Below are 25,107 nucleotides of genomic sequence, written 5' to 3'. Positions count from 1 at the left end.
CGTTTACTGCACAGGGCGGTAAGAAGCCGGAAGGGACTGCTTCGACGCGGGCCCGATGGGCCGTCGCGACGGTGCGCTCATGAAGAATGGGCCGCGTGATGCGAGCGGCGGAATGCCGGTGCGGACGATGTGCTGCGTGCCGGCAAGCGCCCCGGAGGGGCAGCGAAACGAGAAAAGCGGGCCTGTCGGGCGGGCTTTCCTGTGATTAGCGATTTCGCTCGACGCACCGGCCCGCGACGCGCGGACGGATGTCTTGCGAAATCGAATAGACAGAGATTGAATGTTGAAACAGGCGACATGATAGCACGATGACAGACGATCGTGCAAATTGCCCGGAAACCCGCGTCAGACGGCGTTTCCGGCGGCGCGCGCTCCGGTATGATCGGCGGCGCGCGGCCGGGCCGCGCGGCCTGCCCGATGCGGGTCGACTCTGCGAGGAACCGGATGACTGAACTGATCAGGATCGCGGCGCTGTTTGCCGTCACCGCGCTGGCCGAAATCGTCGGCTGCTACCTGCCGTGGCTCGTGCTGAAGGGCGGCCGGCCCGTATGGCTGCTGGCGCCGGCCGCGCTGTCGCTCGCGCTCTTCGCGTGGCTGCTGACGTTGCACCCGAGCACGGCCGGGCGCACGTATGCGGCATACGGCGGCGTGTATATCGCGGTGGCGCTGATCTGGTTGCGGGTGGTCGACGGCGTCGCGCTCACCCGCTGGGATGCGGCCGGCGCGCTGCTCGCGCTCGGCGGGATGGCGGTGATCGCGCTGCAGCCGCGCGTGTAGGCGCAGCCGCACGCGCGGCGGGGCGGCTGCCGCGTCAGGCGGCCTGCGCGGTGTCCGCGTCGGCGGTCTGGCGCCACACGCAGGTGCCCTTGACCGACTTGTCGAGTTCGTCGAGCTGTGTCTGGTGCGCGGCCAGCTCGTCGTCGCTGGCCGCGATCACGGGCAGGTCGAGCGCCGCGAGCGACACGCGCTGGCCGTTGGCCGCGCCGCCTTCGGCGCCGACGTCGTCGAGCATGTCGATGACCAGGCTGTCCTGGCCGCGCGTCATCGCGAGATAGACTTCGGCGAGCAGCTCCGAGTCGAGCAGCGCGCCGTGCAGCGTACGGTGCGCGTTGCTGATGCCGAAGCGGTCGCACAGCGCGTCGAGCGAATTGCGCTTGCCGGGGAACATCTGCTTGGCCTGCACCAGCGTGTCGATCACGCCGCCGCAATGCTCGGTGAAGGGCGGCAGGCCGAGCCGCGCGAATTCGGCGTCGAGAAACCCGAGATCGAACGGCGCGTTGTGGATGATCAGCTCGGCGCCCTTCACGAAGTCGCGGATCTGGTCGACGACTTCCGCGAACTTCGGCTTGTCGCTCAGGAACTCGGTCGTGAGGCCGTGCACGGCCAGCGCGCCCGGATCGCTGTCGCGCTCCGGATTCACGTAGATGTGCAGGTTGTTGCCGGTGAGCCGCCGGTTCAGCAGCTCGACGCAGCCGATTTCGATCAGGCGGTCGCCCGTGCGGGGGTTCAGGCCGGTGGTTTCAGTATCGAGAATGATCTGGCGCATGTCGGATAAATCGGCGGATAAATCGGAAAAGAGAGGAGGGCGGCGCGGGTTCAGGCCGCGAGCGATTCGACGCCGCGATTCGCGAGCGCGTCGGCGCGTTCGTTTTCGGGGTGGCCCGCGTGGCCCTTCACCCAGCGCCATTCGACGTCGTGCTGCACCACGAGCGCATCGAGCCGCTTCCACAGGTCGGCGTTCTTCACCGGCGTTTTCGCCGCGGTGACCCAGCCTTTTTTCTTCCAGCCATGGATCCACTCGCTGATGCCTTTCTGCACGTACTGCGAGTCGGTATGGACGATCACGCGGCACGGCCGCTTCAGCGCCTCGAGCGCGGCGATCACGCCCATCAGTTCCATGCGGTTGTTGGTCGTGTTGGGCTCGCCGCCGAACAGCTCCTTTTCGCGGTCGCCGTAGCGCAGCAGTGCGCCCCAGCCGCCGGGGCCGGGGTTGCCCTTGCAGGCGCCGTCGGTGTAGATGTCGATGGTGTCGGTGGTCATGAACTTTCTTGATGGGTGGTCGGGGTGGCGGCCGGCGTCAGGCCCGGGGCGAGCACGGGTTTCTTCATCCGGATGGGGCCGACGAGGCGCATGCCGCGCACGCGCTTGACGGCCGTCACCATGTAAACGGCGCCGAAAATCGGCCACCAGCGGTCGCCGGCGGCTTCCATGAAGCCGTAGCGGGCAAGCCATTTGTCGGTGACGAGCGGCGGCCGGTAGCAGCCGAAGCGGCCGCGCTCGAGATCGAAGCCGAGCAGCTTGATCCAGTCCTTCAGCCGGATGAACGCGATCTGGTCGCGCGCGGCCGGCACGAACGGGCGGTTCGCCATGCGCCCGAACGATTGCCGCATTCCCCACAGGCTCAGCGAATTGAAGCCGGTGATCACGAGCTGGCCTTCCGGCATCAGCACGCGCTCGGCCTCGCGCAGCAGACGGTGAGGGTCGGACGTGAATTCGAGCGTGTGCGGCATCACGATCAGGTCGACGCTCTGCGACTCGAACGGCAGGTCGAGCAGGTCGCACCACGTCGTGCTGCGATCGGCCGGCGCATGCTCGCCGGCGTGCGCGTCGCGCGCCCATGGATACCGATACGGCGCGCTCGCGCCGCTCGCCGGATCGAGCACGAGGCCGCGATACGGCATGCGGTTCTCGCGCAGCGCATCGAGCTGCGGCAAGCCGAGCTGCAGCGCGTGAAAGCCGAACACGTCGGACACGATCCGGTCGAGCTGGGCCTGCTCCCAGCCCAGCACGTAGCGGCCGGGCGGCGAGTCGGTCCAGGCGGGCCAGTCTATAATTTGACGATCGGACATAACGATGATTGCGCGCCCATGAACGAGCTGGAATACGTGCCGGTGCCGGCATTCGAAGACAACTACATCTGGCTCGTCTCCGACGGCCGCGATGCGATCGCCGTCGACCCGGGTGAAGCCGCTCCGGTACGCCGTGTTCTTGCGGAGCGCGGCTGGCGGTTGACCGCTATTTTACTCACGCACCATCACGCCGACCACGTCGGCGGTGTCGCGGCACTGCGCGATAGCCAACCGGACGATGTGCCGCTCACGGTTTACGGCCCGGCGGCCGAGGCGATCGGCGTGGTCACGCGGCCGCTTGCGGGCGGCGATCGCGTGACGCTCGATGCACCCGCGCTCGCATTCGACGTGCTCGACGTGCCGGGCCATACGCGCGGCCATATTGCCTATTTCCAGGCGGCCGGGCACGGCGCCGCGACGCCACACGTGTTCTGCGGCGACACGCTGTTCTCGTGCGGTTGCGGCCGCCTGTTCGAAGGCACGCCCGCGCAGATGCTCGGATCGCTCGACGCGCTCGCGGCGCTGCCCGGCGACACGCGCGTGCATTGCGCACACGAATACACGCTGTCGAACATCCGCTTCGCGCTCGCGTGCGAGCCCGGCAATCCGGCGCTCGCCGCGTGGCGCGACGACGCGCAGGCACTGCGCGCGCGCGGTGTGCCGACGCTGCCGACCACGATCGCGCACGAGCGCGCCGTCAACCCGTTCCTGCGCTCGGACAGCGCGGCGATTCACGCGACGCTCGAGGCCGAATTGCACGAAACGGTGCCGGACCGCCTGGCGGCATTCACGTTGATGCGCGAGTGGAAAAATCGTTTCCGATGATGCTTTCCGGAGGACTCCAAACCTCACGTGGTCTCTGTAAAAATTGCTGCAAATGTAGGATTTCGCGGAGTTTTCGGTGTTTTTATTGACGTGAAGCGCGCACTTCCGTAGTATCGCCTGCAATTTCCAGCCGTCGGAAGCCGAGATTTTCATGCGACTTATATTGAGTGCGATGGTGGTCCTGCTGCTCGCCGCTTGTGCGAGCCAGGCTCCTGTCGCCAACAACGCCGCCGATTCGCAGGCGACGTCCACCTACCTCCGTAAATCAGCCACCGCCAAAGAAACCGTCGACGTCGACAAGCAATCGGTCGGCGACCTGACGAGCGCCGACTCCGATCTGTGGGCGCGCATCCGTCGCGGCTTCCAGATGCCCGACCTGCAGAGCGACCTCGTCGACATGCAGACGACGTGGTACACGCAGCGGCCCGATTACGTGCAGCGCATGACCGAGCGCTCGCAGAAGTACCTGTATCACATCGTCGAGGAGCTCGAGGCGCGCCACATGCCGACCGAGCTCGCGCTGCTGCCGTTCATCGAATCCGCGTACAACCCGCAGGCGCTGTCGGTCGCGAAGGCCGCGGGCATGTGGCAGTTCATGCCGGGCACGGGCCGCACCTACAATCTGAAGCGCAACATGTGGCAGGACGAGCGCCGCGACGTGCTCGCGTCGACGAGCGCCGCGCTCGACTACCTGTCGCGCCTGCATGACATGTTCGGCGACTGGTATCTGGCGCTCGCCGCATACAACTGGGGCGAGGGCAACGTGCAGCGCGCGATCGCGCGCAACCAGGCGGCCGGCCTGCCGACCGACTACCAGAACCTGCGCATGCCGAACGAGACGCGCAACTACGTGCCGAAGCTGCAGGCGGTGAAGAACATCATCGCGAATCCGCAGCAGTTCGGCCTCGCGCTGCCGGACATCCCGAACCACCCGTATTTCGTGACGGTCACGACGTCGCGCGACATCGACGTGGCGGTGGCCGCGAAGCTCGCGAACCTGTCGCTCGACGAGTTCCGCTCGCTGAACCCGTCGTTCTCGAAGCCGGTAATCCTCGGCGCGACCGAGCCGCAGATCCTGCTGCCGTTCGACAACGCGGCGGCGTTCGAGAAGAACCTGAAGGCGTACGGCGGCCAGCTGTCGTCTTGGACCACCTACACGGTCAGCGAGCGTGCGCGTCCTGCCGCGATCGCGGAGAAGATCGGCGTCGACGCCGATACGCTGATGTCGGTCAACAAGATTCCGGCCGGCATGCGGTTGAAGCCGGGCTCGACGATCGTCGTGCCGCGCGGCGATGACGACGACGAGGACATCAGCGCGGACGTCGCGGAAAACGGCGTGCTCGCGATGGAGCCCGACGTGCCCGACACGCGCAAGATGCTGATCCGCGTTCGCCGCAAGCAGTCGATGGCCGCGCTGGCGGGCCGCTACGGCGTGTCGGTCGGCCAGCTGAAGGCGTGGAACCGCACGCATCGCGACATGGCGATGCCGGGCCAGGCGCTCGTGCTGCACGTGCCGGTCGGCCGTGCGGTGCCGGCCGAGCCCGGTCCGGAGCGAATCGCGACGTCGGCCGGCGGCGCGCACATCGAGCGTGCGAGCCTGTCCGTCGGCGGCAAGTCGCGCGGCGGGAAGCACGTGGTCGCGAAGCCGGCGGCCCGCGCGGCGAAGGCCGCTCCCGCGAAGGCGGCGCCGAAGGCCGCCGCGCGCAAGGGCAAGAAGAAGTAACGAAGCGGGCGTGGTTGTGAGCGCGGCGCGGCGGCCAGTGCGGGCCGCGCGATTGCGCTATCATCCGACGAAACGCGAAGCAACGCCGTCACCGAGGTGACGGCGTTTTCGTTTGTGCGCGGCAGCGGGCCGCCGCTGCTTCGCGCAGTCCGGGATAACGAGGAGGAGCGATGTCGTCGGTGCAGCTGAGGGTGCTCGCGTTGTTTGCGATCGGATATTTCGTGTCGTACGTGTTCCGCGGCGTCAATCTCGGTTTCGCGCCGTTCGTCACGCACGAGCTCGGGCTGTCGGCCGCCGATCTCGGGCTGCTCACGAGTCTCTATTTCCTCGGCTTTGCCGGCGCGCAGATTCCGGCCGGCGTGCTGCTCGACCATTTCGGCCCGCGTCGTGTGACCGGCGGGATGCTGTTGTTCGCGGCGGCCGGCGCCGCGGTGTTCGGCGTCGCGCACGATCTCGGCACGATGATGATCGGCCGGCTGCTGATCGGCGTCGGCGTGTCGGTGTGCCTCGGCGCGGCGTTCAAGGCGCTCGCGCAGCATTTCCCGGTCGGCCGGCTGCCGCTCGTGAACGGTCTCGTGATGGCTGTCGGCGGCCTAGGCGGCGTCGCGGTCGGCTCGCCGCTGACGTGGCTGCTCGGCGTGACCAGCTGGCGTGCGATCTGCGGCGGTCTCGCGGTGCTGACCGTCGTCGTCGCGGCCGCGATCGGCTTCGGCGCGCCGGAAGCCGGGCAGCCCCATCGCCAAGGCGGGCTCGTCAGCCAGTTCACGGGCACGTGGCAGATTCTGAGCAGCCGCGCATTCTGGAAGATCTCGTCGTTCTCGGTCGTCACGCAGGGGGTGTTCTACGCGATGCAGTCGCTGTGGGTCGGGCCGTACCTGCGCGATGTCGCGGGCTTCGATGCGCCGCACGCCGCGCGGCTCGTGTCGGTGCTCGGCTTCGCGATGATGGCAGGCTGCGTCGGCTTCGGCGCGGCGGCGCGCATGTTCGAGCGGCGCGGCGTGTCGGTGCAGGCGTTCTGCGGCGTCGGCATGGCGCTGTTCGTGCTCACGCAGGCAGCGATCGTCATGCGCGCGCCGCTGCCGCCCGCCGTGCTGTGGGCGGCTTACGGGATGTTCGGCGGCGTCGGGATCCTGACCTATGCGGTGTTGGCCGGTCACTTTCCGGCCCATCTGATCGGCCGCGCGAATACGACGCTCACGCTCGTGATCTTCGTGTTGATCTTTGCGTTCCAGATCGGCATCGGCGCGGTGCTGTCGCACTGGCCGGCCGTCGGCGGCCGTTACCCGGTTGCCGCGCACGTCACCGCGTGGACCGTGCTGCTCGCGCTGCAATTCGCGAGCGCGGTCTGGTACGTGTGGCCCGCGCGCGGCGCTGGCAAGCACGCCGATCCGGCGGTACGCTGACGGGCAGGGCGGCCGCGGAAACGGGGCCGCAGCAATGCGCGCCGCGCAAGGTTGCGGGTGCGCCGCGCGCGCCGCATGCGTGATCGGACGGCCATATCAATTGAAGATAAGGCCATTTTCGGGCTATAATTTGAAAGTTTGTGCTGATCAACCTCGCACCCTAGCGCCTACCTCACTCATCCCGTTCATCCGCCGCACGCCGCCTGTCGGGCGATGCCGCGAAGCCTCGTGCGCGCCGCGCCGGGCTCGCGTGCCGACAACGCAGGTCGCGTCCAGCTAGCGACACGCGCGCGTACGCAGCGCGGCGCTCGCGCGGCAGGGTAAACAGGTCGGCAGCAGGGTGTTCCCCAAGGAGCCTCCCGTGTTGCCGTCTTTTTCTCCCGCTTTGCTTGCACTTGCCGACGGCACGGTCTTTCGTGGTTATTCGATCGGGGCCGAAGGCCATACGATCGGTGAAGTCGTGTTCAACACCGCGATTACCGGCTATCAGGAAATCCTGACTGACCCGAGTTACGCGCGCCAGATCGTCACGCTCACCTACCCGCATATCGGCAACTACGGCGTGAACGCCGAAGACGTCGAAGCCACGAAAGTCCATGCCGCCGGCCTGATCATCCGTGATCTGCCCACGCTCGCATCGAACTTCCGCATGGACCGCACGCTCGGCGATTACCTGCGCGACGAAGGCGTCGTCGCGATCGCCGGCATCGACACCCGCAAGCTGACCCGCATCCTGCGCGACAAGGGCGCGCAGAACGGCTGCATCCTCGCCGGCTCGGACGACGCGGAGAAGGCGATCGAGCTCGCGCGCTCGTTCCCGGGCCTCGCCGGCATGGACCTCGCGAAGGTCGTGTCGACCACGAAGCCGTTCGAGTGGAAGCAGACCGAATGGCGTCTCGAAGGCGGCTACGGGATGCAGGAAGCCCCGAAGTACCGCGTCGTCGCGTACGACTTCGGCGTCAAGTACAACATCCTGCGCATGCTCGCGGAGCGCGGCTGCCACGTGACGGTGCTGCCGGCCGAGGCGAGCGCGGCCGACGCGCTCGCGCTGAATCCGGACGGCATCTTCCTGTCGAATGGCCCCGGCGACCCGGAGCCGTGCGACTACGCGATCGCGGCGACCAAGCAATTCATCGAGCGCGGCGTGCCGACGTTCGGCATCTGCCTCGGCCACCAGATCATGGGCCTCGCGGTCGGCGCGAAGACGCTGAAGATGAAGACGGGCCACCACGGCGCGAACCATCCGGTGAAGGATCTCGGCGACGGCCGCGTGGTGATCACGTCGCAGAACCACGGCTTCGCGGTCGATGCGGATTCGCTGCCGGCCAACGCGCGCGTGACGCACGTGTCGCTGTTCGACGGCACGCTGCAGGGCTTCGAGCTGACCGACAAGCCGGCATTCTGCTTCCAGGGCCACCCGGAAGCGTCGCCCGGCCCGCACGACATCGGCTATCTGTTCGACCGTTTCACCGCACTGATGGACGCGGCGAAGCAGCGCACCGCCTGACGCAACCGAAGCCACCGAAGAACGGGAGATTCGCATCATGTTCGGCCACGCACTCGGCATCACGGATATCTGGACCTACGTGTTCGGCGTGATCTTCATCATCCTGCTGCCGGGGCCGAACTCGATGTACGTGCTGTCGCTTGCCGCGCAGCGCGGCGTGAAGGCCGGCTATCGCGCGGCCTGCGGCGTGTTCGTCGGCGACACGGTGCTGATGGTGCTGTCCGCCGCGGGCGTCGCGTCGCTGCTGAAGGCGAACCCGCTGCTGTTCTCCGTCGTCAAGTACGGCGGCGCCGCATACCTGCTGTACATCGGCGCCGGGATGCTGCGCAGCGCGTGGAGCAAGCTGCGCGCGCGCGGCGATGCGCCGGTCGGCGCGCCGCAGGCGGTTGACGGCGAACGGCCGTTGCGCAAGGCGCTGATCGTGAGCCTCCTGAATCCGAAGGCGATCCTGTTCTTCATCTCGTTCTTCATCCAGTTCGTCGACCCGGCCTTCCCGCATCCCGCGCTGTCGTTCGTCGTGCTCGGGGCGATCGCGCAGTGCGCGAGCTTCCTGTACCTGAGCACGCTGATCTTCGCGGGCGCGCGGCTCGCCGAGCATTTCCGCCGGCGGCGCAAGCTCGCGGCCGGCGCGGCGAGCGGCGTGGGCGGCCTGTTCATCGGTTTCTCGGTGAAGCTCGCGCTCGCCACCATGAGCTGAGCGCGGCCGGCCGACCCACGACAACGCCACGACAAAGATTACTTACTGAATTCACAAGCCATGCCAAAACGCACAGACATCAAAAGCATCCTCATCATCGGCGCCGGCCCGATCATCATCGGCCAGGCTTGCGAGTTCGACTATTCGGGCGCGCAGGCTTGCAAGGCGCTGCGTGAAGAGGGCTACAAGGTCGTCCTCGTGAACAGCAACCCGGCGACGATCATGACCGACCCGAACACGGCCGACGTCACGTACATCGAGCCGATCACGTGGGAAGTCGTCGCGCGCATCATCGAGAAGGAGCGCCCGGACGCGATCCTGCCGACGATGGGCGGCCAGACCGCGCTGAACTGCGCGCTCGACCTGCACCACCACGGCGTGCTCGAGAAGTTCGGCGTCGAGCTGATCGGCGCGTCGCCGGAGGCGATCGACAAGGCGGAAGACCGCCAGAAGTTCAAGGACGCGATGACCAAGATCGGTCTCGGTTCCGCGAAGTCGGGCATCGCGCACTCGATGGAAGAAGCGACCAAGGTGCACGCCGAGATCATGGCGGCCACCGGCGGCAGCGGCTATCCGGTCGTGATTCGTCCGTCGTTCACGCTCGGCGGCTCGGGCGGCGGCATCGCGTACAACCGCGAGGAGTTCGAGGAGATCTGCAAGCGCGGGCTCGACCTGTCGCCGACGCGCGAGCTCCTGATCGAGGAATCGCTGCTCGGCTGGAAGGAATACGAGATGGAAGTCGTGCGCGACCGCGCGGACAACTGCATCATCGTGTGCTCGATCGAAAACCTCGACCCGATGGGCGTGCACACCGGCGACTCGATCACGGTCGCACCGGCACAGACGCTGACCGACAAGGAATACCAGATCCTGCGTAACGCATCGCTCGCGGTGCTGCGCGAGATCGGCGTCGACACCGGCGGCTCGAACGTGCAGTTCTCGATCAACCCGAAGGACGGCCGCATGGTCGTCATCGAAATGAACCCGCGCGTGTCGCGTTCGTCGGCGCTCGCGTCGAAGGCGACCGGCTTCCCGATCGCGAAGGTCGCGGCGAAGCTGGCCGTCGGCTACACGCTCGACGAGCTGAAGAACGAGATCACCGGCGGCCAGACGCCGGCATCGTTCGAGCCGACGATCGACTACGTCGTCACGAAGATCCCGCGTTTCGCGTTCGAGAAGTTCCGTGAAGCCGACTCGCGCCTGACCACGCAGATGAAGTCGGTCGGCGAAGTGATGGCGATCGGCCGCACGTTCCAGGAATCGTTCCAGAAGGCGCTGCGCGGCCTCGAAGTCGGCGTCGACGGTCTCGACGAGAAGTCGACCGACCGCGACGAGATCGCGATCGAGATCCACGAGCCGGGCCCGGACCGCATCTGGTACGTCGGCGATGCATTCCGGATCGGCATGACGGCCGAAGAGATCTTCGCGGAAACCGCGATCGATCCATGGTTCCTCGCGCAGATCGAGCAGATCATCCTGAAGGAGAAGGCGCTGTCGGGCCGCACGCTCGCGTCGCTGACGTTCGACGAGCTGCGCTTCCTGAAACAGAGCGGCTTCTCCGACCGCCGCCTCGCGAAGCTGCTCGGCGCGACGCCGGAAGACGTCCGCAAGCGCCGCGTGGAGCTGAACGTGCGCCCGGTCTACAAGCGCGTCGACACCTGCGCGGCCGAGTTCGCGACCAAGACGGCGTACATGTACTCGACCTACGAGGAAGAGTGCGAGGCGCAGCCGACCACGAACAAGAAGATCATGGTGCTCGGCGGCGGCCCCAACCGGATCGGCCAGGGCATCGAGTTCGACTACTGCTGCGTGCACGCCGCGCTCGCGATGCGCGAAGACGGCTATGAAACGATCATGGTCAACTGCAACCCGGAAACGGTGTCGACCGACTACGACACGTCCGACCGCCTGTATTTCGAGCCGCTGACGCTCGAAGACGTGCTCGAGATCGTCGACAAGGAAAAGCCGGTCGGCGTGATCGTCCAGTACGGCGGCCAGACGCCGCTGAAGCTCGCGCTCGACCTCGAGGCGCACGGCGTGCCGATCGTCGGCACGTCGCCGGACATGATCGACGCGGCCGAAGACCGCGAACGTTTCCAGAAGCTGCTGCAGGACCTCGGCCTGCGCCAGCCGCCGAACCGCACGGCGCGCACCGAAGACGAGGCGCTCGCGCTGGCGGCCGAAATCGGCTACCCGCTCGTCGTGCGCCCGTCGTACGTGCTGGGCGGCCGCGCGATGGAAATCGTCCACGAGCCGCGCGACCTCGAACGCTACATGCGCGAGGCCGTGAAGGTGTCGAACGATTCGCCGGTGCTGCTCGACCGCTTCCTGAACGACGCGATCGAATGCGACGTCGACTGCATCTGCGACGGCGACGCGGTGTTCATCGGCGGCGTGATGGAGCACATCGAGCAGGCGGGCGTCCACTCGGGCGACTCGGCATGCTCGCTGCCGCCGTACTCGCTGTCGAAGGAAACCGTGGCCGAGCTGAAGCGCCAGACGGGCGCGATGGCGAAGGCGCTGAACGTGGTCGGCCTGATGAACGTGCAGTTCGCGATCCAGCAGGTGCCGCAGGCTGACGGCTCGAAGCAGGACATCATCTACGTGCTCGAAGTGAACCCGCGCGCGTCGCGCACGGTGCCGTACGTGTCGAAGGCGACCAGCCTGCCGCTCGCGAAGATCGCGGCGCGCGCGATGGTCGGCCAGAAGCTCGCGCAGCAGGGCGTGACGAAGGAAATCGAGCCGCCGTACTTCAGCGTGAAGGAAGCGGTGTTCCCGTTCGTCAAGTTCCCGACCGTCGATCCGGTGCTCGGGCCTGAAATGCGCTCGACCGGCGAAGTGATGGGCGTCGGCCGCACGTTCGGCGAAGCGCTGTTCAAGTCGCAGCTCGCGGCCGGTTCACGCCTGCCGGAGTCCGGCACGGTGCTGCTGACGGTGATGGATGCGGACAAGCCGAAGGCCGTCGAAGTCGCGCGCATGCTGCACGACCTCGGCTACCCGATCGTCGCGACCAAGGGCACGGCAGCGGCGATCGAAGCGGCCGGCGTGCCGGTGAAGGTCGTGAACAAGGTGAAGGACGGCCGTCCGCACATCGTCGACATGATCAAGAACGGCGAGATCGCACTCGTGTTCACGACGGTCGACGAGACGCGCCAGGCGATCGCCGATTCGCGTTCGATCCGGATGAGCGCGCAGGCGCACAAGGTCACGTACTACACGACGATGTCGGGCGCGCGCGCGGCAGTCGAAGGCCTGCGCTATCTGAAGGATCTGGAAGTCTATGATTTACAAGGTCTTCACGCTCGCCTAAACTAAGCAGTCAGTTCCCTGTCGAAGCAACACGTGCCGCGGTTAAGCGGTGTTTCCGGTCCGCCGGAAATGCGCTTAATCGCGGTGATTTTTTTTATAGCCGTTTTTAGCGATTGAGCCGTTTATGAGCACCATTCCGTTGACAAAGCGTGGCGCAGAACAACTGCGCGATGAATTGCAGCGCCTCAAGTCCGTCGAGCGGCCGGCCGTGATCAACGCGATCGCGGAGGCCCGCGCACAGGGCGATCTGTCCGAAAACGCCGAATACGACGCAGCGAAGGAAAAGCAGGGCTTTATCGAGGGCCGTATCGCGGAACTCGAATCGAAGCTGTCCGCCGCGCAAATCATCGATCCGACCGTGCTCGACGCCGATGGCCGCGTGGTGTTCGCCGCGACGGTCGAGCTCGAGGATCTCGAGTCGGGCGATACCGTCAAGTACCAGATCGTCGGCGACGACGAAGCCGACATCGATCACGGCCTGATCTCGGTCAGCTCGCCGATCGCGCGCGCGCTGATCGGCAAGTCCGAAGGCGACGTCGCGGCCGTGCAGGCGCCGAGCGGCGTGCGCGAATACGAAATCATCTCGGTCAGCTACATCTGACGCGGGGCGACGTGATGCCGCATCGCGTGTTCCGTCTGCTGTCGGCCGTATGGGTCGGCAGCTTGCTGACGATCGGGTATGCGGTCGCGCCCGTGCTGTTCCGGACGCTGGAGCGGATGACGGCCGGTTCGGTCGCCGCCCAGCTGTTTCGTATCGAGGCGATCGTCGGTGTCGTGTGCGGCGTGCTGCTGCTCGCGCTGTCGAACCAGCAGGTGCGGCGCGGCAGCGGCGATTACCGGCGCGTGCGCTGGATCGTCGCGGCGATGGTCGCGTGCGTGCTGGTCGGGTATTTTGCGCTGCAGCCGTTCATGAACGCGCTGCGGGTGGCCGCGATGGAAGCGGGCACCGATATCGCGAACTCGCCGTATGCAAGCCGCTTCGGGATGCTGCACGGTGTCTCGAGCCTGTTCTACCTCGTCGAGAGCGTGCTGGGGCTGATGCTGATCTGGCGTCTGCCGGCGCGCGACGCCTGAATGGCCGGCGCGCCCGGCACGGCCTGCGCGGGCTGAGCGTCGCACGGGCCGCGCGGCACGGAGCGCTGCGTGCCGCGCCTGCAGGCTTACTTGCCCTGGTGCGGCCGCTTCGCGCTGGCCTGGCGCTTTTTCGCACGCTTGACGGTGCCGCCCGCGGTCACGCGCTCGTTGCCGCGCACGACGACCTTGGTCGGCTTCGGGCGGCGCACGGGGCTTGCGTTCGGCGATACCTTGATGACCTTCACCGTGCGCGGTGCGCGGCCTTTGCGGTCGTCGGCGGCTTCGGCCGCGCTCGGCAGCGCGCCGGCACGGCGGCCGCGAGCCGGGGCCGCCGCGGGCGCCTCGGGCTTCCAGATCACGAGCAGCTTGCCGATGTGCTGGATCGGCGCCGCGTTCAGACGGTCGCAGATCTCGTCGTAAATCGCGACGCGTTCGTCGCGTTCGTCGCCGAACACGCGGATCTTGATCAGCTGGTGCGCGGCGAGGTGCACCTTGATTTCCTTGAGCACGGCGTCGGTCAGCCCTTCGGCGCCGATCAGCACGACGGGCTTGAGCGCATGGGCCTGGGAACGCAGCGCGGAGCGCTCGGCGGGGGAAAGCGAAAGGGCGGGCATGGGAATGTCGAAATCTAAATAAGGGCGCGTTGCGTGAGAAGCGAATCGCGGGAAGTTACCGCGTCAGCCGCGCGCCGAAACCACGTAAAATCGCGGCTTGGGCTCGAAAGGGGCCGCAGCCGCGCGAAGAAGACGCGTATTATCCGCCAAAAGCACGGCTTCACGAAGCAAATAGCAGCAATCTCTCTCTCGAATGGCAAAAAACCGCTTTAACCAGCACTGGCTGCACGACCACATCAACGACCCGTACGTCAAAATGGCGCAGCGGGAGGGCTATCGCGCGCGTGCCGCGTACAAGCTGAAGGAAATCGACGAGCAGGACAAGCTGATTCGCCCGGGCCAGGTGATCGTCGACCTCGGCGCGGCCCCCGGCAGCTGGAGCCAATATGCGCGCAACAAGCTCGCGCAGGGCAAGAAGCGCGACACGCAGCGCGAAGGCGGCATCGACGGAACGATCATTGCGCTCGACATCCTGCCGATGGAGCCGATCGCCGACGTCCATTTCCTGCAGGGCGACTTCCGCGAGGACGACGTGCTGCACCAGCTGGAGGACGTGCTCGAAGGTCGCCCGGTGGACCTTGTTATTTCCGACATGGCCCCCAACCTGTCGGGGGTGGCGTCGGCCGACGCCGCGCGCATCGAGCACATCTGCGATCTGGCGCTCGAGTTTGCGCAGAATCACCTGAAACCGGACGGCGCGCTGCTGGTGAAGTGCTTCCATGGCAGCGGCTACAGCCAGATCGTCGAAAAGTTCAAACAGCAGTTTAAGGTCGTCGCACCACGCAAGCCCAAGGCGTCCCGCGACAAATCGTCCGAAACGTTCATTTTGGGTCGGCAGCTGAAGCATCCGCGGTGACGCGGAGCGCGATGCCGCAAACGGGCTCCGGCCCTTGCCAGACAAGCGAAGCGCTATCGCGGCGGTTGTCAATGCTTATGGCAGGGGTGGTCGGACTGGATTAGAATGACCGAGGAGCGCCGCAAGGAAAATGTAGGCGCTCGTCTACGAGTGAAGGAGTGGTGCTTTGAACAACAATATGTTTTCGAAGGCAGCAGTGTGGCTGGTGATCGCACTGGTGCTGTTTACGGTGTTCAAGCAGTTCGACAAGCCCCGCGTCCAGGAAGGTGTGTCCTATTCGCAGTTCATGGACGACGCCAAGAACGGCAAGGTCAAGAACGTCGTCGTGCAGGGGCGCAACCTCACCGTCACTCCGGCTGATGGCCAGAAATACCAGATCGTGTCGCCGGGCGACATCTGGATGGTCGGCGATCTGATGAAGTACGGCGTGCAGGTCAGCGGCAAGGCCGACGACGAGCCGAACGCGCTGATGTCCGCGCTGTACTACCTCGGGCCGACGATCCTGATCATCGTGTTCTGGTTCTACATGATGAGGCAGATGCAGGGAGGCGGCAAAGGCGGCGCATTCTCGTTCGGGAAATCGCGTGCGCGGCTGATCGACGAGAACAACAACGCGGTCAACTTCTCCGACGTCGCGGGCTGCGACGAAGCGAAGGAAGAAGTGTCCGAGCTCGTCGATTTCCTGCGCGACCCGCAGAAGTTCCAGAAGCTGGGCGGCCGCATTCCGCGCGGCGTGCTGCTGGTCGGCCCTCCGGGCACCGGCAAGACGCTGCTCGCCCGCGCGATCGCCGGTGAAGCGAAGGTGCCGTTCTTCAGCATCTCGGGTTCCGACTTCGTCGAAATGTTCGTCGGCGTCGGCGCGGCCCGCGTGCGCGACATGTTCGAGCAGGCGAAGAAGCACGCGCCGTGCATCGTGTTCATCGACGAAATCGACGCGGTCGGCCGTCATCGCGGCGCCGGCATGGGCGGCGGCAACGACGAGCGCGAGCAGACGCTGAACCAGATGCTCGTCGAAATGGACGGCTTCGAAGCGAACTCGGGCGTGATCGTGATCGCCGCGACCAACCGCTCGGACGTGCTCGACAAGGCGCTGCTGCGTCCGGGCCGTTTCGACCGCCAGGTCTACGTCGGCCTGCCGGACATCCGCGGCCGCGAGCAGATCATGCGCGTGCACCTGCGCAAGGTGCCGATCGCGAACGACGTCGATGCGGCGGTCATCGCACGCGGCACGCCGGGCTTCTCGGGCGCCGATCTCGCGAACCTCGTGAACGAAGCGGCGCTGTTCGCGGCCCGCCGCGGCAAGCGCATCGTCGAGATGCAGGATTTCGAGGACGCGAAGGACAAGATCTTCATGGGTCCGGAGCGCAAGTCCGCCGTGATTCGCGAGGAAGCGAAGCGCGCGACGGCTTACCACGAGTCGGGCCACGCGGTGATCGCGAAGCTGCTGCCGAAGGCCGATCCGGTGCACAAGGTCACGATCATCCCGCGCGGTCGCGCGCTGGGCGTCACGTGGCAGTTGCCGGAGCATGACAACGAGACGTATTCGAAGGACTACCTGCTCGACCGCCTCGCGATCCTGTTCGGCGGCCGCGTGGCCGAGGAGCTGTTCCTGAACCTGATCAGCACCGGCGCGTCGGACGACTTCAACAAGGCGACGCAGACGGCGCGCGCGATGGTTGCCCGCTTCGGCATGACCGACGCGCTCGGGCCGATGGTCTACGTCGACGATGAAAGCGACAACGGTCCGTTCGGCCGCGGGTTCACGCGCACGATCTCGGAAGCGACGCAACAGAAGGTCGACGGCGAGATCCGCCGCGTGCTCGATGAGCAGTACAACCTTGCGCGCCGGCTGCTCGAAGAGAACCGCGACAAGGTCGAGGCGATGACGGCCGCGCTGATGGAGTGGGAGACGATCGACGCCGATCAGATCAACGACATCATGGAAGGGCGTCCGCCGCGCTCGCCGAAGAGCTCGCCGGCCATCGGCGGCGATTCGTCGGGTGGCGGCACGACCGCCGAAGTGAAGCCCGGCAACGCGCCGGCGCCCGCTTCGCCGGCCTGACCTCCGCTGTAGCACCGTTCACGGGCTGGTGTGGCTTCACACCGGCCCGTTTTGCATTCATCCACGCCTCCCGCCCGTGTCCGAATCCGCCGTTTCCACGTATTCGCCCGCGCCGCTCCAGTGCGGCCGTTTCTCGCTGACGTTCGAACGCCCGCTCGTGATGGGCATCCTCAACGCGACGCCCGATTCGTTTTCCGACGGCGGCCGCTTTCTCGCGCGCGACGACGCGCTGCGCCAGGCCGAGCGGATGATCGCCGAAGGCGTCGACCTGATCGACATCGGCGGCGAGTCGACGCGCCCCGGTGCGCCCCCCGTGCCGCTCGACGAGGAGCTCGCGCGCGTGATCCCGCTCGTCGATGCGCTGCGGCCGCTGAACGTGCCGCTGTCGGTGGACACGTACAAGCCGGCCGTGATGCGTGCGGCACTCGCTGCCGGCGCGGACCTGATCAACGACATCTGGGGATTCCGTCAGCCGGGTGCGATCGACGCGGTGCGCGATGGCAACAGCGGGCTGTGCGCGATGCACATGCTCGGCGAGCCGCAGACGATGCAGGTCGGCGAGCCCGACTACGGCGACGTCGTGACCGACGTGCGCGATTTTCTCGCGGCGCGGGCGCAAGCATTGCGCGACGCGGGCGTCGCACCGGAGCGGATCTGCGTCGATCCGGGCTTCGGATTCGGCAAGGCGGTGGTCGACGACAATTACGCGCTGCTGGCCGCATTGCCGGACACGGCGCCTGCGCGGCCCGACGGGCGCGCATATCCGATTCTCGCGGGCATGTCGCGCAAGTCGATGCTCGGCGCGGTGATCGGCGGCAAGCCGCCGATGGAACGCGTCGCGGCGAGCGTCGCAGCCGCGTTGTGCGCGGTCGAGCGGGGCGCCGCGATCGTGCGCGTGCACGACGTCGCGGCGACGGTCGACGCGCTGAAGGTATGGAACGCCGTGCGCGAAGCCGCGCGGCAACGATAAGCAAGTCAGAAAGACGAAGGAGGAAGGTTCGCCATGGGACGTCGATATTTCGGCACGGACGGCATTCGCGGCACGGTGGGCGATGCGCCCATCACGCCTGATTTCGTGTTGCGTCTCGGCTATGCGGCCGGCAAGGTACTGGCCGGCACGGCCGACGTCGCGCCGGGCGCGCGGCCGACGGTGCTGATCGGCAAGGACACGCGCGTGTCCGGGTACATGCTCGAGGCCGCGCTCGAAGCCGGCTTCTCCGCGGCAGGCGTCGACGTGATGCTCGCCGGCCCGATGCCGACGCCGGGCGTCGCATACCTGACGCGCGCGCTGCGCCTGTCGGCCGGCGTCGTGATCAGCGCGTCGCACAACCCGTATCAGGACAACGGGATCAAGTTCTTCTCCGCGGACGGCAACAAGCTGCCCGACGATACCGAAGCCGCGATCGAAGCGTGGCTCGACAAGCCGCTCGAATGCGCGTCGTCGGACCGTCTCGGCAAGGCGCGCCGCCTCGACGACGCAGCCGGCCGCTACATCGAGTTCTGCAAGAGCACGTTCCCGGCGGCGTACGACCTGCGCGGGTTGAAGCTCGTGATCGATTGTGCGCACGGCGCCGCATACCAGATCGCGCCGCACGTGTTCCACGAGCTCGGCGCGGACGTGATCCCGATCGGCGTCGCGCCGAACGGCTTCAACATCAACGACGGCGTCGGCGCAACGGCGCCGGACGCGCTGATGCGCGCGGTGCGCGCGAATCATGCGGATCTCGGCATCGCGCTCGACGGCGACGCCGACCGCCTGCAGGTCGTCGATTCGACGGGCCGGCTGTTCAACGGCGACGAGTTGCTCTATGTGCTCGTGAAAGACCGGATCGCAACGGACGGCAAGGTCGACGGCGCGGTCGGCACGCTGATGACGAACCTTGCGGTCGAGGTCGCGCTGCAGCGCGAGGGCGTGCAGTTCGTGCGCGCGGCGGTCGGCGACCGCTACGTGCTCGAACAGCTGCGCGAGCGCGGCTGGCAGCTCGGCGCGGAAGGGTCGGGCCACATCCTGTCGCTCGACCGCCATTCGACGGGCGACGGCATCGTGTCGGCGCTGCTCGTGCTCGCCGCGCTCAAGCGCAGCGGCCGCACGCTCGCGCAGATGCTCGACGGCGTCACGCTGTTCCCGCAAAAGCTGATCAACGTGCGGATGAAGCCGGGCGCCGACTGGAAGGGCGACGCATCGATTCGCGCAGCGATCGACGCGGCCGAAAGCGCGCTCGCCGACCGCGGCCGCGTGCTGATCCGCGCGTCGGGCACCGAGCCGGTGCTGCGCGTGATGGTCGAGGCGCAGCACGCGGCCGACGCGACCCGTCATGCGGAAGCGATCGCCGAAGCGGTGCGCGTGGCGACGGCCTGACCGGCACGAAGAGCGGCCCGCGCGCGACGGTTCGATCGCATGTGCGCCGGCCGTTCGCCGAATCACGATGGCGGCGCCTGCGGGCGCCGCCATTCTTCATACGCAAAGGTTTGCGCTATTAACTAGGCGCCAGTTTCACTGCGGATATTCGTCCGAAGAAGAATGTTCGCCAGACCGGCGAATCGTGGTATCCGGGCCAAGGGTATTCCCGCAAGGTCGCGCGCCGATACGATCGGCTGCGCCCCACGCGCCAGCGGCGCGTGCTTCCCTCCAGCCGGCAATTCTTGCCGCCCTCCGCGCCGCGCGTGGCCGGCGCAGCGGCCCGCGCGGGGCCGGATTCACCCTTTCAACCAGTCATGTTACTGTCACGCCAGTTTCATCGATTGTCACATTATCGTCATGAGCAGCCCCTAACCTTCGCGGTGCCGTAGTCATCCGCTCACACACTGGAGGTCTCATGAAATTGATGCAAACCGCGATTGCCGGCCTGGCTGGCGCGCTTTTCGCCGTCGCCGCTCACGCTGCCGACATCACGGGCGCAGGCAGCACGTTTGCGATGCCGATCTATACGAAATGGGCTGCCGACTACCAGCAGTCCGGCGGCGCGAAGGTGAACTACCAAGGTATCGGCTCGTCGGGCGGCCTGAAGCAGATCAACGCGAAGACGGTCGATTTTGCCGGTTCGGATGCTCCGCTGAAGGATGAAGAACTCGCGAAGGAAGGCCTGTTCCAGTTCCCGACGGTCGTCGGCGGCGTGGTGCCGGTCGTCAACGTGCCGGGCGTGAAGGCCGGCGAACTGACGCTGTCGGGCCCGGTGCTCGGCGACATCTACCTTGGCAAGATCAAGAAGTGGAACGACCCGGCGATCGCCGCGCTGAACCCGAAGGTCAAGCTGCCGGATACGGACATCGCGGTCGTTCGCCGCGCCGACGGCTCGGGCACGAGCTTCATCTGGACGAACTACCTGTCGAAGGTCAACGACGAGTGGAAGTCGAAGATCGGCGAAGGCACGACGGTCAACTGGCCGACGGGCACGGGCGGCAAGGGCAACGACGGCGTCGCGGCCTTCGTGCAGCGCCTGCCGGGCGCGATCGGCTACGTCGAATGGGCGTACGCGAAGAAGAACAACATGGTCTACACGGCGCTGAAGAACTCGTCGGGCACGGTGGTCGAGCCGAAGACCGAAACCTTCAAGGCCGCTGCCGCAGGCGCGAACTGGTCGAAGTCGTTCTACCAGATCCTGACGAACCAGCCGGGCAAGGAAGCATGGCCGGTCGTCGGCGCGACGTTCGTGCTGCTGCACGCGAAGCAGGACAAGCCGGAGCAGGGCGCGGAAACGCTGAAGTTCTTCAGCTGGGCGTTCAAGAACGGCGAGAAGGCTGCCGACAGCCTCGACTACATCTCGCTGCCGGCGACGGTCGAAGCGGAAATCCGCAAGCAGTGGAAGACGAAGGTGACGGACGCATCGGGCAAGCCGGTGGCCGCCGAGTAAGCAGTAATGCGGTTCGCTGCCCGGCCGTGCCGGCCGGGCAGTGTGTGCGGTAAGGCCGGGCGTCACGGCGCCCGGCGATCCAAGACAGGCGCCCATGTCTGAAATTTCATATCCGTCTTCCCGGTCCGCCGACGCCGCGTCGCAACGCGCGCCGGGCCGTCTCGGCGACGTCCTGTTCGGCGGCCTCGCACGGCTCGCCGCGATCGTGACCCTGCTGCTGCTCGGCGGGATCATCGTTTCCTTGATCATCGCGTCGATGCCGACCATCCAGAAGTTCGGCGTCGGCTTCCTGTTGCAATCCGAGTGGGATCCGAACTCGGACATCTACGGCGCGGTCGTGCCGATCTACGGCACGCTCGTCACGTCGCTGATCGCGCTCGTGATCGCGGTACCGGTCAGCTTCGGCATCGCGCTGTTCCTCACCGAGCTGTCGCCCGTGTGGCTGCGCCGCCCGCTCGGTATCGCGATCGAGCTGCTCGCCGCGATTCCGTCGATCGTGTACGGGATGTGGGGTCTGCTCGTGTTCGCGCCGATCTTCGCCGAATACTTCCAGAAACCGGTCGGCCGCATCTTCAAGGACGTGTGGGTCATCGGTCCGCTCACGTCAGGGCCGCCGATCGGCATCGGCATTCTCGCGGCCGGCGTGATCCTCGCGATCATGATCATCCCGTACATCGCGTCGGTGATGCGCGACGTGTTCGAAGTCACGCCCGTGCTGCTGAAGGAATCGGCGTACGGGATCGGCTGCACGACATGGGAAGTGATGTGGAAGGTCGTGCTGCCCTATACGAAGACGGGCGTGATCGGCGGCGTGATGCTCGGCCTCGGCCGCGCGCTCGGCGAGACGATGGCCGTGACCTTCGTGATCGGCAACACGAACCTGCTCGACAGCGTGTCGCTGTTCGCGCCCGGCAACAGCATCACGTCGGCGCTCGCGAACGAATTCGCGGAAGCGCAGCCGGGCCTGCATACGTCCGCGTTGATGGAGCTCGGGCTGATCCTGTTCGTGATCACGTTCATCGTGCTGTCGATCTCCAAACTGCTGCTGCTTCGTCTCGAGAAGGGAGAGGGCAAGAAATGAGCGAGCCCGTCATGAATTTCCCGGGGCCGAACGGCGCCGCGCTCGACGCGATGCGCAACCGCCTGCAGCGCAAGCGCAAGGTGACCAACGCGATCGCGCTCACCGCGTCGCTCGCGGCGATGGCATTCGGCCTGCTTTGGCTCGTGTGGATCCTGTACACGACCGTGCATCTCGGTGTCGGCGGCCTGTCGTTGCAGCTGTTCACCGAATCGACGCCGGCACCGAACACGGAAGGCGGCGGCCTCGCGAACGCGATCGTCGGCAGCCTGCTACTGTGCGGCTTCGGCACGCTGGTCGGCACGCCGATCGGCATCCTCGCGGGCGTCTATCTCGCCGAATACGGGCAGAAGAACCTGCTCGCGAGCACGATCCGCTTCATCAACGACATCCTGCTGTCGGCGCCGTCGATCGTCATCGGCCTGTTCGTGTACGCAATCGTCGTCGCGAAGTCGGGGCGCTTCTCCGGCTGGGCCGGCGTGATCGCGCTCGCGCTGCTGCAGATTCCGATCGTGATCCGCACGACCGAGAACATGCTGAAGCTCGTGCCGAACGCGCTGCGCGAAGCGGCCGTCGCGCTCGGCACGCCGAAGTGGCGCATGGTGCTGAAGATCACGCTGCGCGCGTCCGTCGGCGGGATCGTGACGGGCGTGCTGCTCGCGGTCGCGCGGATCGCCGGCGAAACGGCGCCGCTGCTGTTCACGGCCCTGTCGAACCAGTTCTTCTCGGTCGACATGAGCCAGCCGATGGCGAACCTGCCCGTGACGATCTACAAGTTCGCGATGAGCCCGTTCGCCGAATGGCAGTCGCTCGCATGGGCGGGCGTGTTCCTGATCACGCTCGGGGTGCTCGGACTCAACATCCTGGCGCGCTCGATCTTCTCGAAAAAGTAACGGCGGAGCAATCCGATGAATATGGCAGAAAGCCACCTGAATCCCGTCGAGCGCACCGCTGCGCCCGCCGGCACGCACGACGCGGCACACGGCCGTCCGCTGGCGCCGCTGAACGCGAAGATCGAGGTCAACAACCTCAACTTCTTCTACAACAAGTTCCACGCGCTGAAGAACATCAACCTGCGCATTCCGGAAGGGAAGGTCACGGCGTTCATCGGCCCGTCGGGCTGCGGCAAGTCGACTCTGCTGCGCACGTTCAACAAGATGTTCGCGCTCTATCCGGAGCAGCGCGCCGAAGGCGAAATCCTGATGGACGGCGAGAACCTGCTGACGACGAAGCGCGACATTTCGCTGCTGCGTGCGCGGATCGGCATGGTGTTCCAGAAGCCGACCCCGTTCCCGATGTCGATCTACGACAACATCGCGTTCGGCGTGAAGATGTTCGAGAAGCTCACGCGCTCCGAAATGGACGACCGCGTCGAGTGGGCGCTGACGAAGGCCGCGCTGTGGAACGAAGTGAAGGACAAGCTGAACCAGAGCGGCTACGGGCTGTCCGGCGGCCAGCAGCAGCGTCTGTGCATCGCGCGCGGCATCGCGATCCGTCCGGAAGTGCTGCTGCTCGACGAGCCGTGCTCGGCGCTCGACCCGATCTCGACGGGCCGCATCGAGGAGCTGATCGCCGAGCTGAAGAGCGACTACACGGTCGTGATCGTCACGCACAACATGCAGCAGGCCGCGCGCTGCTCGGATTACACCGCCTACATGTACCTGGGCGAGCTGATCGAGTTCGGCGAGACCGAAAAGATCTTCATCAAGCCGGTGCGCAAGGAAACGGAAGACTACATCACCGGCCGTTTCGGCTGATGACGGAGAACCACAACCATGTCGGATAAACATCTGTCGAGCCAGTTCGATGCGGATTTGAATGCCGTGTCGTCGAAAGTGCTGGAAATGGGCGGGCTCGTCGAGTCGCAGATCGTCGGCGCGATGCACGCGCTGAACGAATTCGACCGCGAGACGGCCGAGAAAGTGATCACGGCCGAGGAAACGCTGAACGCGATGGAAGTCGAGATCGATCAGGAGTGCGGCAACATCATCGCGCGGAGGCAGCCTGCCGCACGTGATCTGCGTCTTCTGATGTCGATTTCGAAAACGATTACGAACCTCGAGCGCGCCGGCGACGAAGCCGAAAAGATCGCGAAGCGCGTGCGCCGCCTGATCGACGAACCGGCAGCGCGCACGGTCAACATCGCCGAGATCAAGGTGTCGGGCGAGATGGCCGTGACGATCCTGCGCCGCGCGCTCGATGCGTTCGCGCGCCTCGATACGGTCGCGGCCGCGCAGATCGTCAAGGACGACAAGGAAATCGACCAGGAATTCCGCGCGTTCGTGCGCAAGCTCGTGTCGTACATGCAGGAAGATCCGCGCACGATCTCGGTCGGCCTCGAGTACCTGTTCATCGCGAAGGCGATCGAGCGGATCGGCGACCACGCGAAGAACATCGCCGAATTCATCATCTACATCGTGAAGGGCACCGACGTGCGGCACCAGCCGCGCGACACGCTCGATCGCGAAGCCAACAGTTAATCGACTCCGTACAGGAAGAACAGAGGTGCCGATGCCCAGCAACATTCTCGTCGTTGAAGATGAGCCCGCGATTTCCGAACTGATCTCGGTGAATCTCCAGCATGCCGGCCACTGCCCGATCCGCGCGTACAACGCGGAGCAGGCGCAGAACCTGATCAGCGATGTGCTGCCCGATCTCGTGCTGCTCGACTGGATGCTGCCGGGCAAGTCCGGTATCGCGTTCGCGCGCGACCTGCGCAACAACGAACGGACCAAGCACATCCCGATCATCATGTTGACCGCACGCGGCGACGAGCAGGACAAGGTGCTCGGCCTCGAGATCGGCGCGGACGACTACGTGACGAAGCCGTTCTCGCCGAAGGAGCTGATGGCGCGCATCAAGGCGGTGCTGCGCCGCCGCGCGCCGCAGCTGACCGAGGACGTCGTGTCGATCAACGGGCTGCGGCTCGATCCGGCCACGCACCGGGTCGCCGCGCACGGCGACGGCAACGAGATCAAGCTCGATCTCGGCCCGACCGAGTTCCGGCTGCTGCATTTCTTCATGACGCATCCGGAGCGCGTGCACAGCCGCACGCAACTGCTCGACCAGGTATGGGGCGACCACGTGTTCGTCGAGGAGCGTACCGTCGACGTGCACATCAAACGATTGCGCGCGGCCTTGAAACCGGCCGGCTGCGATGCGATGATCGAGACCGTGCGCGGCAGCGGCTACCGGCTCGCGAAGCACGCGTAACGTACCAAGGCGTGTCGTATGCCACGGCATGCCGTTCATTCTCTCG

General features: G+C 66.3%; 23 protein-coding genes. 19 read left to right on the top strand and 4 right to left on the bottom strand.

The genetic code is table 11. The annotated features are described in order from the left end of the window. Positions 1 to 444: 444 nt before the first annotated feature. On the top strand, positions 445 to 777 hold the full coding sequence (locus BSE24067_RS10385; RefSeq protein WP_151062932.1) for a YnfA family protein: 333 nt from the start codon (positions 445 to 447) through the stop codon (positions 775 to 777). A 34-nt stretch (positions 778 to 811) separates the two neighbouring features. On the opposite strand, the gene dnaQ is transcribed toward BSE24067_RS10385, so the two are convergent. The 3 genes from dnaQ to BSE24067_RS10370 are packed head-to-tail and all read right to left on the bottom strand — an operon-like array spanning position 812 to position 2,849. Next, a complete protein-coding gene (gene dnaQ / locus BSE24067_RS10380) occupies positions 812 to 1,546 on the bottom strand; it encodes a DNA polymerase III subunit epsilon (protein WP_151062933.1) in 735 nt (244 codons plus the stop codon). A gap of 50 nt (positions 1,547 to 1,596) precedes the next feature. Next, complete coding sequence (rnhA, locus tag BSE24067_RS10375; protein ID WP_040143893.1) at positions 1,597 to 2,040, bottom strand: ribonuclease HI; 444 nt, start codon at positions 2,038 to 2,040, stop codon at positions 1,597 to 1,599. Then, complete coding sequence (locus tag BSE24067_RS10370; RefSeq protein ID WP_151062934.1) at positions 2,037 to 2,849, bottom strand: class I SAM-dependent methyltransferase; 813 nt, start codon at positions 2,847 to 2,849, stop codon at positions 2,037 to 2,039. Before BSE24067_RS10370 ends, rnhA begins: the two co-directional genes overlap by 4 nt. Before the next feature lie 18 nt (positions 2,850 to 2,867). Here BSE24067_RS10370 and gloB point away from each other — a divergent pair, with 18 nt between their 5' ends. From gloB to BSE24067_RS10330, 8 genes are all read left to right on the top strand, one after another. Further along, positions 2,868 to 3,674 carry a hydroxyacylglutathione hydrolase gene (gene gloB, locus BSE24067_RS10365; RefSeq protein WP_151062935.1) on the top strand — a complete coding sequence of 269 codons (807 nt, stop codon included), beginning with the start codon at positions 2,868 to 2,870 and terminating at the stop codon, positions 3,672 to 3,674. Between the two features lie 151 nt (positions 3,675 to 3,825). Beyond that, on the top strand, positions 3,826 to 5,397 hold the full coding sequence (locus tag BSE24067_RS10360) for a transglycosylase SLT domain-containing protein (RefSeq protein ID WP_151062936.1): 1,572 nt from the start codon (positions 3,826 to 3,828) through the stop codon (positions 5,395 to 5,397). A gap of 170 nt (positions 5,398 to 5,567) precedes the next feature. Continuing rightward, a complete protein-coding gene (locus BSE24067_RS10355) occupies positions 5,568 to 6,800 on the top strand; it encodes an MFS transporter (protein ID WP_151062937.1) in 1,233 nt (410 codons plus the stop codon). Positions 6,801 to 7,161: 361 nt separating this feature from the next. Then, the gene (gene carA / locus BSE24067_RS10350) at positions 7,162 to 8,307 is read left to right on the top strand and encodes a glutamine-hydrolyzing carbamoyl-phosphate synthase small subunit (protein WP_151062938.1); all 1,146 of its coding nucleotides are present in this window, start codon (positions 7,162 to 7,164) and stop codon (positions 8,305 to 8,307) included. Positions 8,308 to 8,344: 37 nt separating this feature from the next. Next, positions 8,345 to 9,004, top strand: coding sequence for a leucine efflux protein LeuE (gene leuE / locus BSE24067_RS10345; protein ID WP_151062939.1), 660 nt, complete (start codon positions 8,345 to 8,347; stop codon positions 9,002 to 9,004). 60 nt (positions 9,005 to 9,064) lie between these two features. Further along, entirely contained in the window at positions 9,065 to 12,319 is a 3,255-nt protein-coding gene (gene carB, locus BSE24067_RS10340) for a carbamoyl-phosphate synthase large subunit (RefSeq protein ID WP_151062940.1), read from the top strand. A 118-nt stretch (positions 12,320 to 12,437) separates the two neighbouring features. Continuing rightward, positions 12,438 to 12,914: a transcription elongation factor GreA gene (greA, locus tag BSE24067_RS10335; RefSeq protein ID WP_006476345.1), complete on the top strand. Its 477-nt coding sequence runs from the start codon at positions 12,438 to 12,440 to the stop codon at positions 12,912 to 12,914. A gap of 14 nt (positions 12,915 to 12,928) precedes the next feature. Beyond that, a complete protein-coding gene (locus BSE24067_RS10330; protein WP_059449360.1) occupies positions 12,929 to 13,387 on the top strand; it encodes a DUF4149 domain-containing protein in 459 nt (152 codons plus the stop codon). A gap of 86 nt (positions 13,388 to 13,473) precedes the next feature. Here the strand turns inward: BSE24067_RS10330 and BSE24067_RS10325 are convergent, their stop codons facing one another. After that, a complete protein-coding gene (locus BSE24067_RS10325) occupies positions 13,474 to 14,001 on the bottom strand; it encodes a YhbY family RNA-binding protein (protein WP_151062941.1) in 528 nt (175 codons plus the stop codon). 193 nt (positions 14,002 to 14,194) lie between these two features. Between BSE24067_RS10325 and BSE24067_RS10320 the strand changes: the two genes are divergently transcribed. The 10 genes from BSE24067_RS10320 (at position 14,195) to phoB (ending at position 25,061) form a co-directional block, all read left to right on the top strand. After that, a complete protein-coding gene (locus BSE24067_RS10320; RefSeq protein WP_040143905.1) occupies positions 14,195 to 14,857 on the top strand; it encodes an RlmE family RNA methyltransferase in 663 nt (220 codons plus the stop codon). 166 nt (positions 14,858 to 15,023) lie between these two features. Further along, positions 15,024 to 16,919 (top strand): ATP-dependent zinc metalloprotease FtsH, encoded by a 1,896-nt coding sequence (gene ftsH, locus BSE24067_RS10315; protein WP_040143906.1) that lies wholly within the window; start codon positions 15,024 to 15,026, stop codon positions 16,917 to 16,919. A 160-nt stretch (positions 16,920 to 17,079) separates the two neighbouring features. Further along, positions 17,080 to 17,889, top strand: coding sequence for a dihydropteroate synthase (gene folP, locus BSE24067_RS10310; protein WP_477021217.1), 810 nt, complete (start codon positions 17,080 to 17,082; stop codon positions 17,887 to 17,889). A gap of 33 nt (positions 17,890 to 17,922) precedes the next feature. Next, a complete protein-coding gene (gene glmM, locus BSE24067_RS10305) occupies positions 17,923 to 19,278 on the top strand; it encodes a phosphoglucosamine mutase (RefSeq protein WP_151062943.1) in 1,356 nt (451 codons plus the stop codon). 457 nt (positions 19,279 to 19,735) lie between these two features. Next, entirely contained in the window at positions 19,736 to 20,770 is a 1,035-nt protein-coding gene (pstS, locus tag BSE24067_RS10300) for a phosphate ABC transporter substrate-binding protein PstS (protein ID WP_151062944.1), read from the top strand. 94 nt (positions 20,771 to 20,864) lie between these two features. Beyond that, positions 20,865 to 21,851: a phosphate ABC transporter permease PstC gene (pstC, locus tag BSE24067_RS10295; protein WP_151062945.1), complete on the top strand. Its 987-nt coding sequence runs from the start codon at positions 20,865 to 20,867 to the stop codon at positions 21,849 to 21,851. Further along, on the top strand, positions 21,848 to 22,741 hold the full coding sequence (pstA, locus tag BSE24067_RS10290) for a phosphate ABC transporter permease PstA (protein ID WP_151062946.1): 894 nt from the start codon (positions 21,848 to 21,850) through the stop codon (positions 22,739 to 22,741). The genes pstC and pstA overlap by 4 nt, the downstream gene beginning before the upstream one ends. Before the next feature lie 15 nt (positions 22,742 to 22,756). Continuing rightward, positions 22,757 to 23,605 (top strand): phosphate ABC transporter ATP-binding protein PstB, encoded by an 849-nt coding sequence (pstB, locus tag BSE24067_RS10285; protein ID WP_151062947.1) that lies wholly within the window; start codon positions 22,757 to 22,759, stop codon positions 23,603 to 23,605. Between the two features lie 18 nt (positions 23,606 to 23,623). Continuing rightward, the gene (gene phoU, locus BSE24067_RS10280; protein WP_151062948.1) at positions 23,624 to 24,328 is read left to right on the top strand and encodes a phosphate signaling complex protein PhoU; all 705 of its coding nucleotides are present in this window, start codon (positions 23,624 to 23,626) and stop codon (positions 24,326 to 24,328) included. A 31-nt stretch (positions 24,329 to 24,359) separates the two neighbouring features. Further along, on the top strand, positions 24,360 to 25,061 hold the full coding sequence (phoB, locus tag BSE24067_RS10275) for a phosphate regulon transcriptional regulator PhoB (protein ID WP_151062949.1): 702 nt from the start codon (positions 24,360 to 24,362) through the stop codon (positions 25,059 to 25,061). The last annotated feature ends 46 nt before the right edge of the window (positions 25,062 to 25,107 follow it).

The sequence above is a fragment of the Burkholderia latens genome (assembly GCF_902499045.1).
GTDB lineage: Bacteria > Pseudomonadota > Gammaproteobacteria > Burkholderiales > Burkholderiaceae > Burkholderia > Burkholderia latens.
The sequence above is the reverse complement of the archived record's forward strand: the minus strand, read 5'-3'. Positions and strand labels throughout refer to the sequence as shown.

Excerpts from the sequence above, each read along its gene's own strand:
- greA (WP_006476345.1), top strand. The coding sequence starts at position 12,438 with ATGAGCACCATTCCGTTGACAAAGCGTGGCGCAGAACAACTGCGCGAT.
- glmM (WP_151062943.1), top strand. The coding sequence starts at position 17,923 with ATGGGACGTCGATATTTCGGCACGGACGGCATTCGCGGCACGGTGGGC.
- dnaQ (WP_151062933.1), bottom strand. The coding sequence starts at position 1,546 with ATGCGCCAGATCATTCTCGATACTGAAACCACCGGCCTGAACCCCCGC.
- BSE24067_RS10385 (WP_151062932.1), top strand. The coding sequence starts at position 445 with ATGACTGAACTGATCAGGATCGCGGCGCTGTTTGCCGTCACCGCGCTG.
- rnhA (WP_040143893.1), bottom strand. The coding sequence starts at position 2,040 with ATGACCACCGACACCATCGACATCTACACCGACGGCGCCTGCAAGGGC.
- carB (WP_151062940.1), top strand. The coding sequence starts at position 9,065 with ATGCCAAAACGCACAGACATCAAAAGCATCCTCATCATCGGCGCCGGC.
- BSE24067_RS10370 (WP_151062934.1), bottom strand. The coding sequence starts at position 2,849 with ATGTCCGATCGTCAAATTATAGACTGGCCCGCCTGGACCGACTCGCCG.
- gloB (WP_151062935.1), top strand. The coding sequence starts at position 2,868 with ATGAACGAGCTGGAATACGTGCCGGTGCCGGCATTCGAAGACAACTAC.
- pstB (WP_151062947.1), top strand. The coding sequence starts at position 22,757 with ATGAATATGGCAGAAAGCCACCTGAATCCCGTCGAGCGCACCGCTGCG.
- pstC (WP_151062945.1), top strand. The coding sequence starts at position 20,865 with ATGTCTGAAATTTCATATCCGTCTTCCCGGTCCGCCGACGCCGCGTCG.
- BSE24067_RS10360 (WP_151062936.1), top strand. The coding sequence starts at position 3,826 with ATGCGACTTATATTGAGTGCGATGGTGGTCCTGCTGCTCGCCGCTTGT.
- pstS (WP_151062944.1), top strand. The coding sequence starts at position 19,736 with ATGAAATTGATGCAAACCGCGATTGCCGGCCTGGCTGGCGCGCTTTTC.
- pstA (WP_151062946.1), top strand. The coding sequence starts at position 21,848 with ATGAGCGAGCCCGTCATGAATTTCCCGGGGCCGAACGGCGCCGCGCTC.
- BSE24067_RS10355 (WP_151062937.1), top strand. The coding sequence starts at position 5,568 with ATGTCGTCGGTGCAGCTGAGGGTGCTCGCGTTGTTTGCGATCGGATAT.
- BSE24067_RS10325 (WP_151062941.1), bottom strand. The coding sequence starts at position 14,001 with ATGCCCGCCCTTTCGCTTTCCCCCGCCGAGCGCTCCGCGCTGCGTTCC.
- phoB (WP_151062949.1), top strand. The coding sequence starts at position 24,360 with ATGCCCAGCAACATTCTCGTCGTTGAAGATGAGCCCGCGATTTCCGAA.
- phoU (WP_151062948.1), top strand. The coding sequence starts at position 23,624 with ATGTCGGATAAACATCTGTCGAGCCAGTTCGATGCGGATTTGAATGCC.
- BSE24067_RS10330 (WP_059449360.1), top strand. The coding sequence starts at position 12,929 with ATGCCGCATCGCGTGTTCCGTCTGCTGTCGGCCGTATGGGTCGGCAGC.
- leuE (WP_151062939.1), top strand. The coding sequence starts at position 8,345 with ATGTTCGGCCACGCACTCGGCATCACGGATATCTGGACCTACGTGTTC.
- folP (WP_477021217.1), top strand. The coding sequence starts at position 17,080 with ATGGGCATCCTCAACGCGACGCCCGATTCGTTTTCCGACGGCGGCCGC.
- BSE24067_RS10320 (WP_040143905.1), top strand. The coding sequence starts at position 14,195 with ATGGCAAAAAACCGCTTTAACCAGCACTGGCTGCACGACCACATCAAC.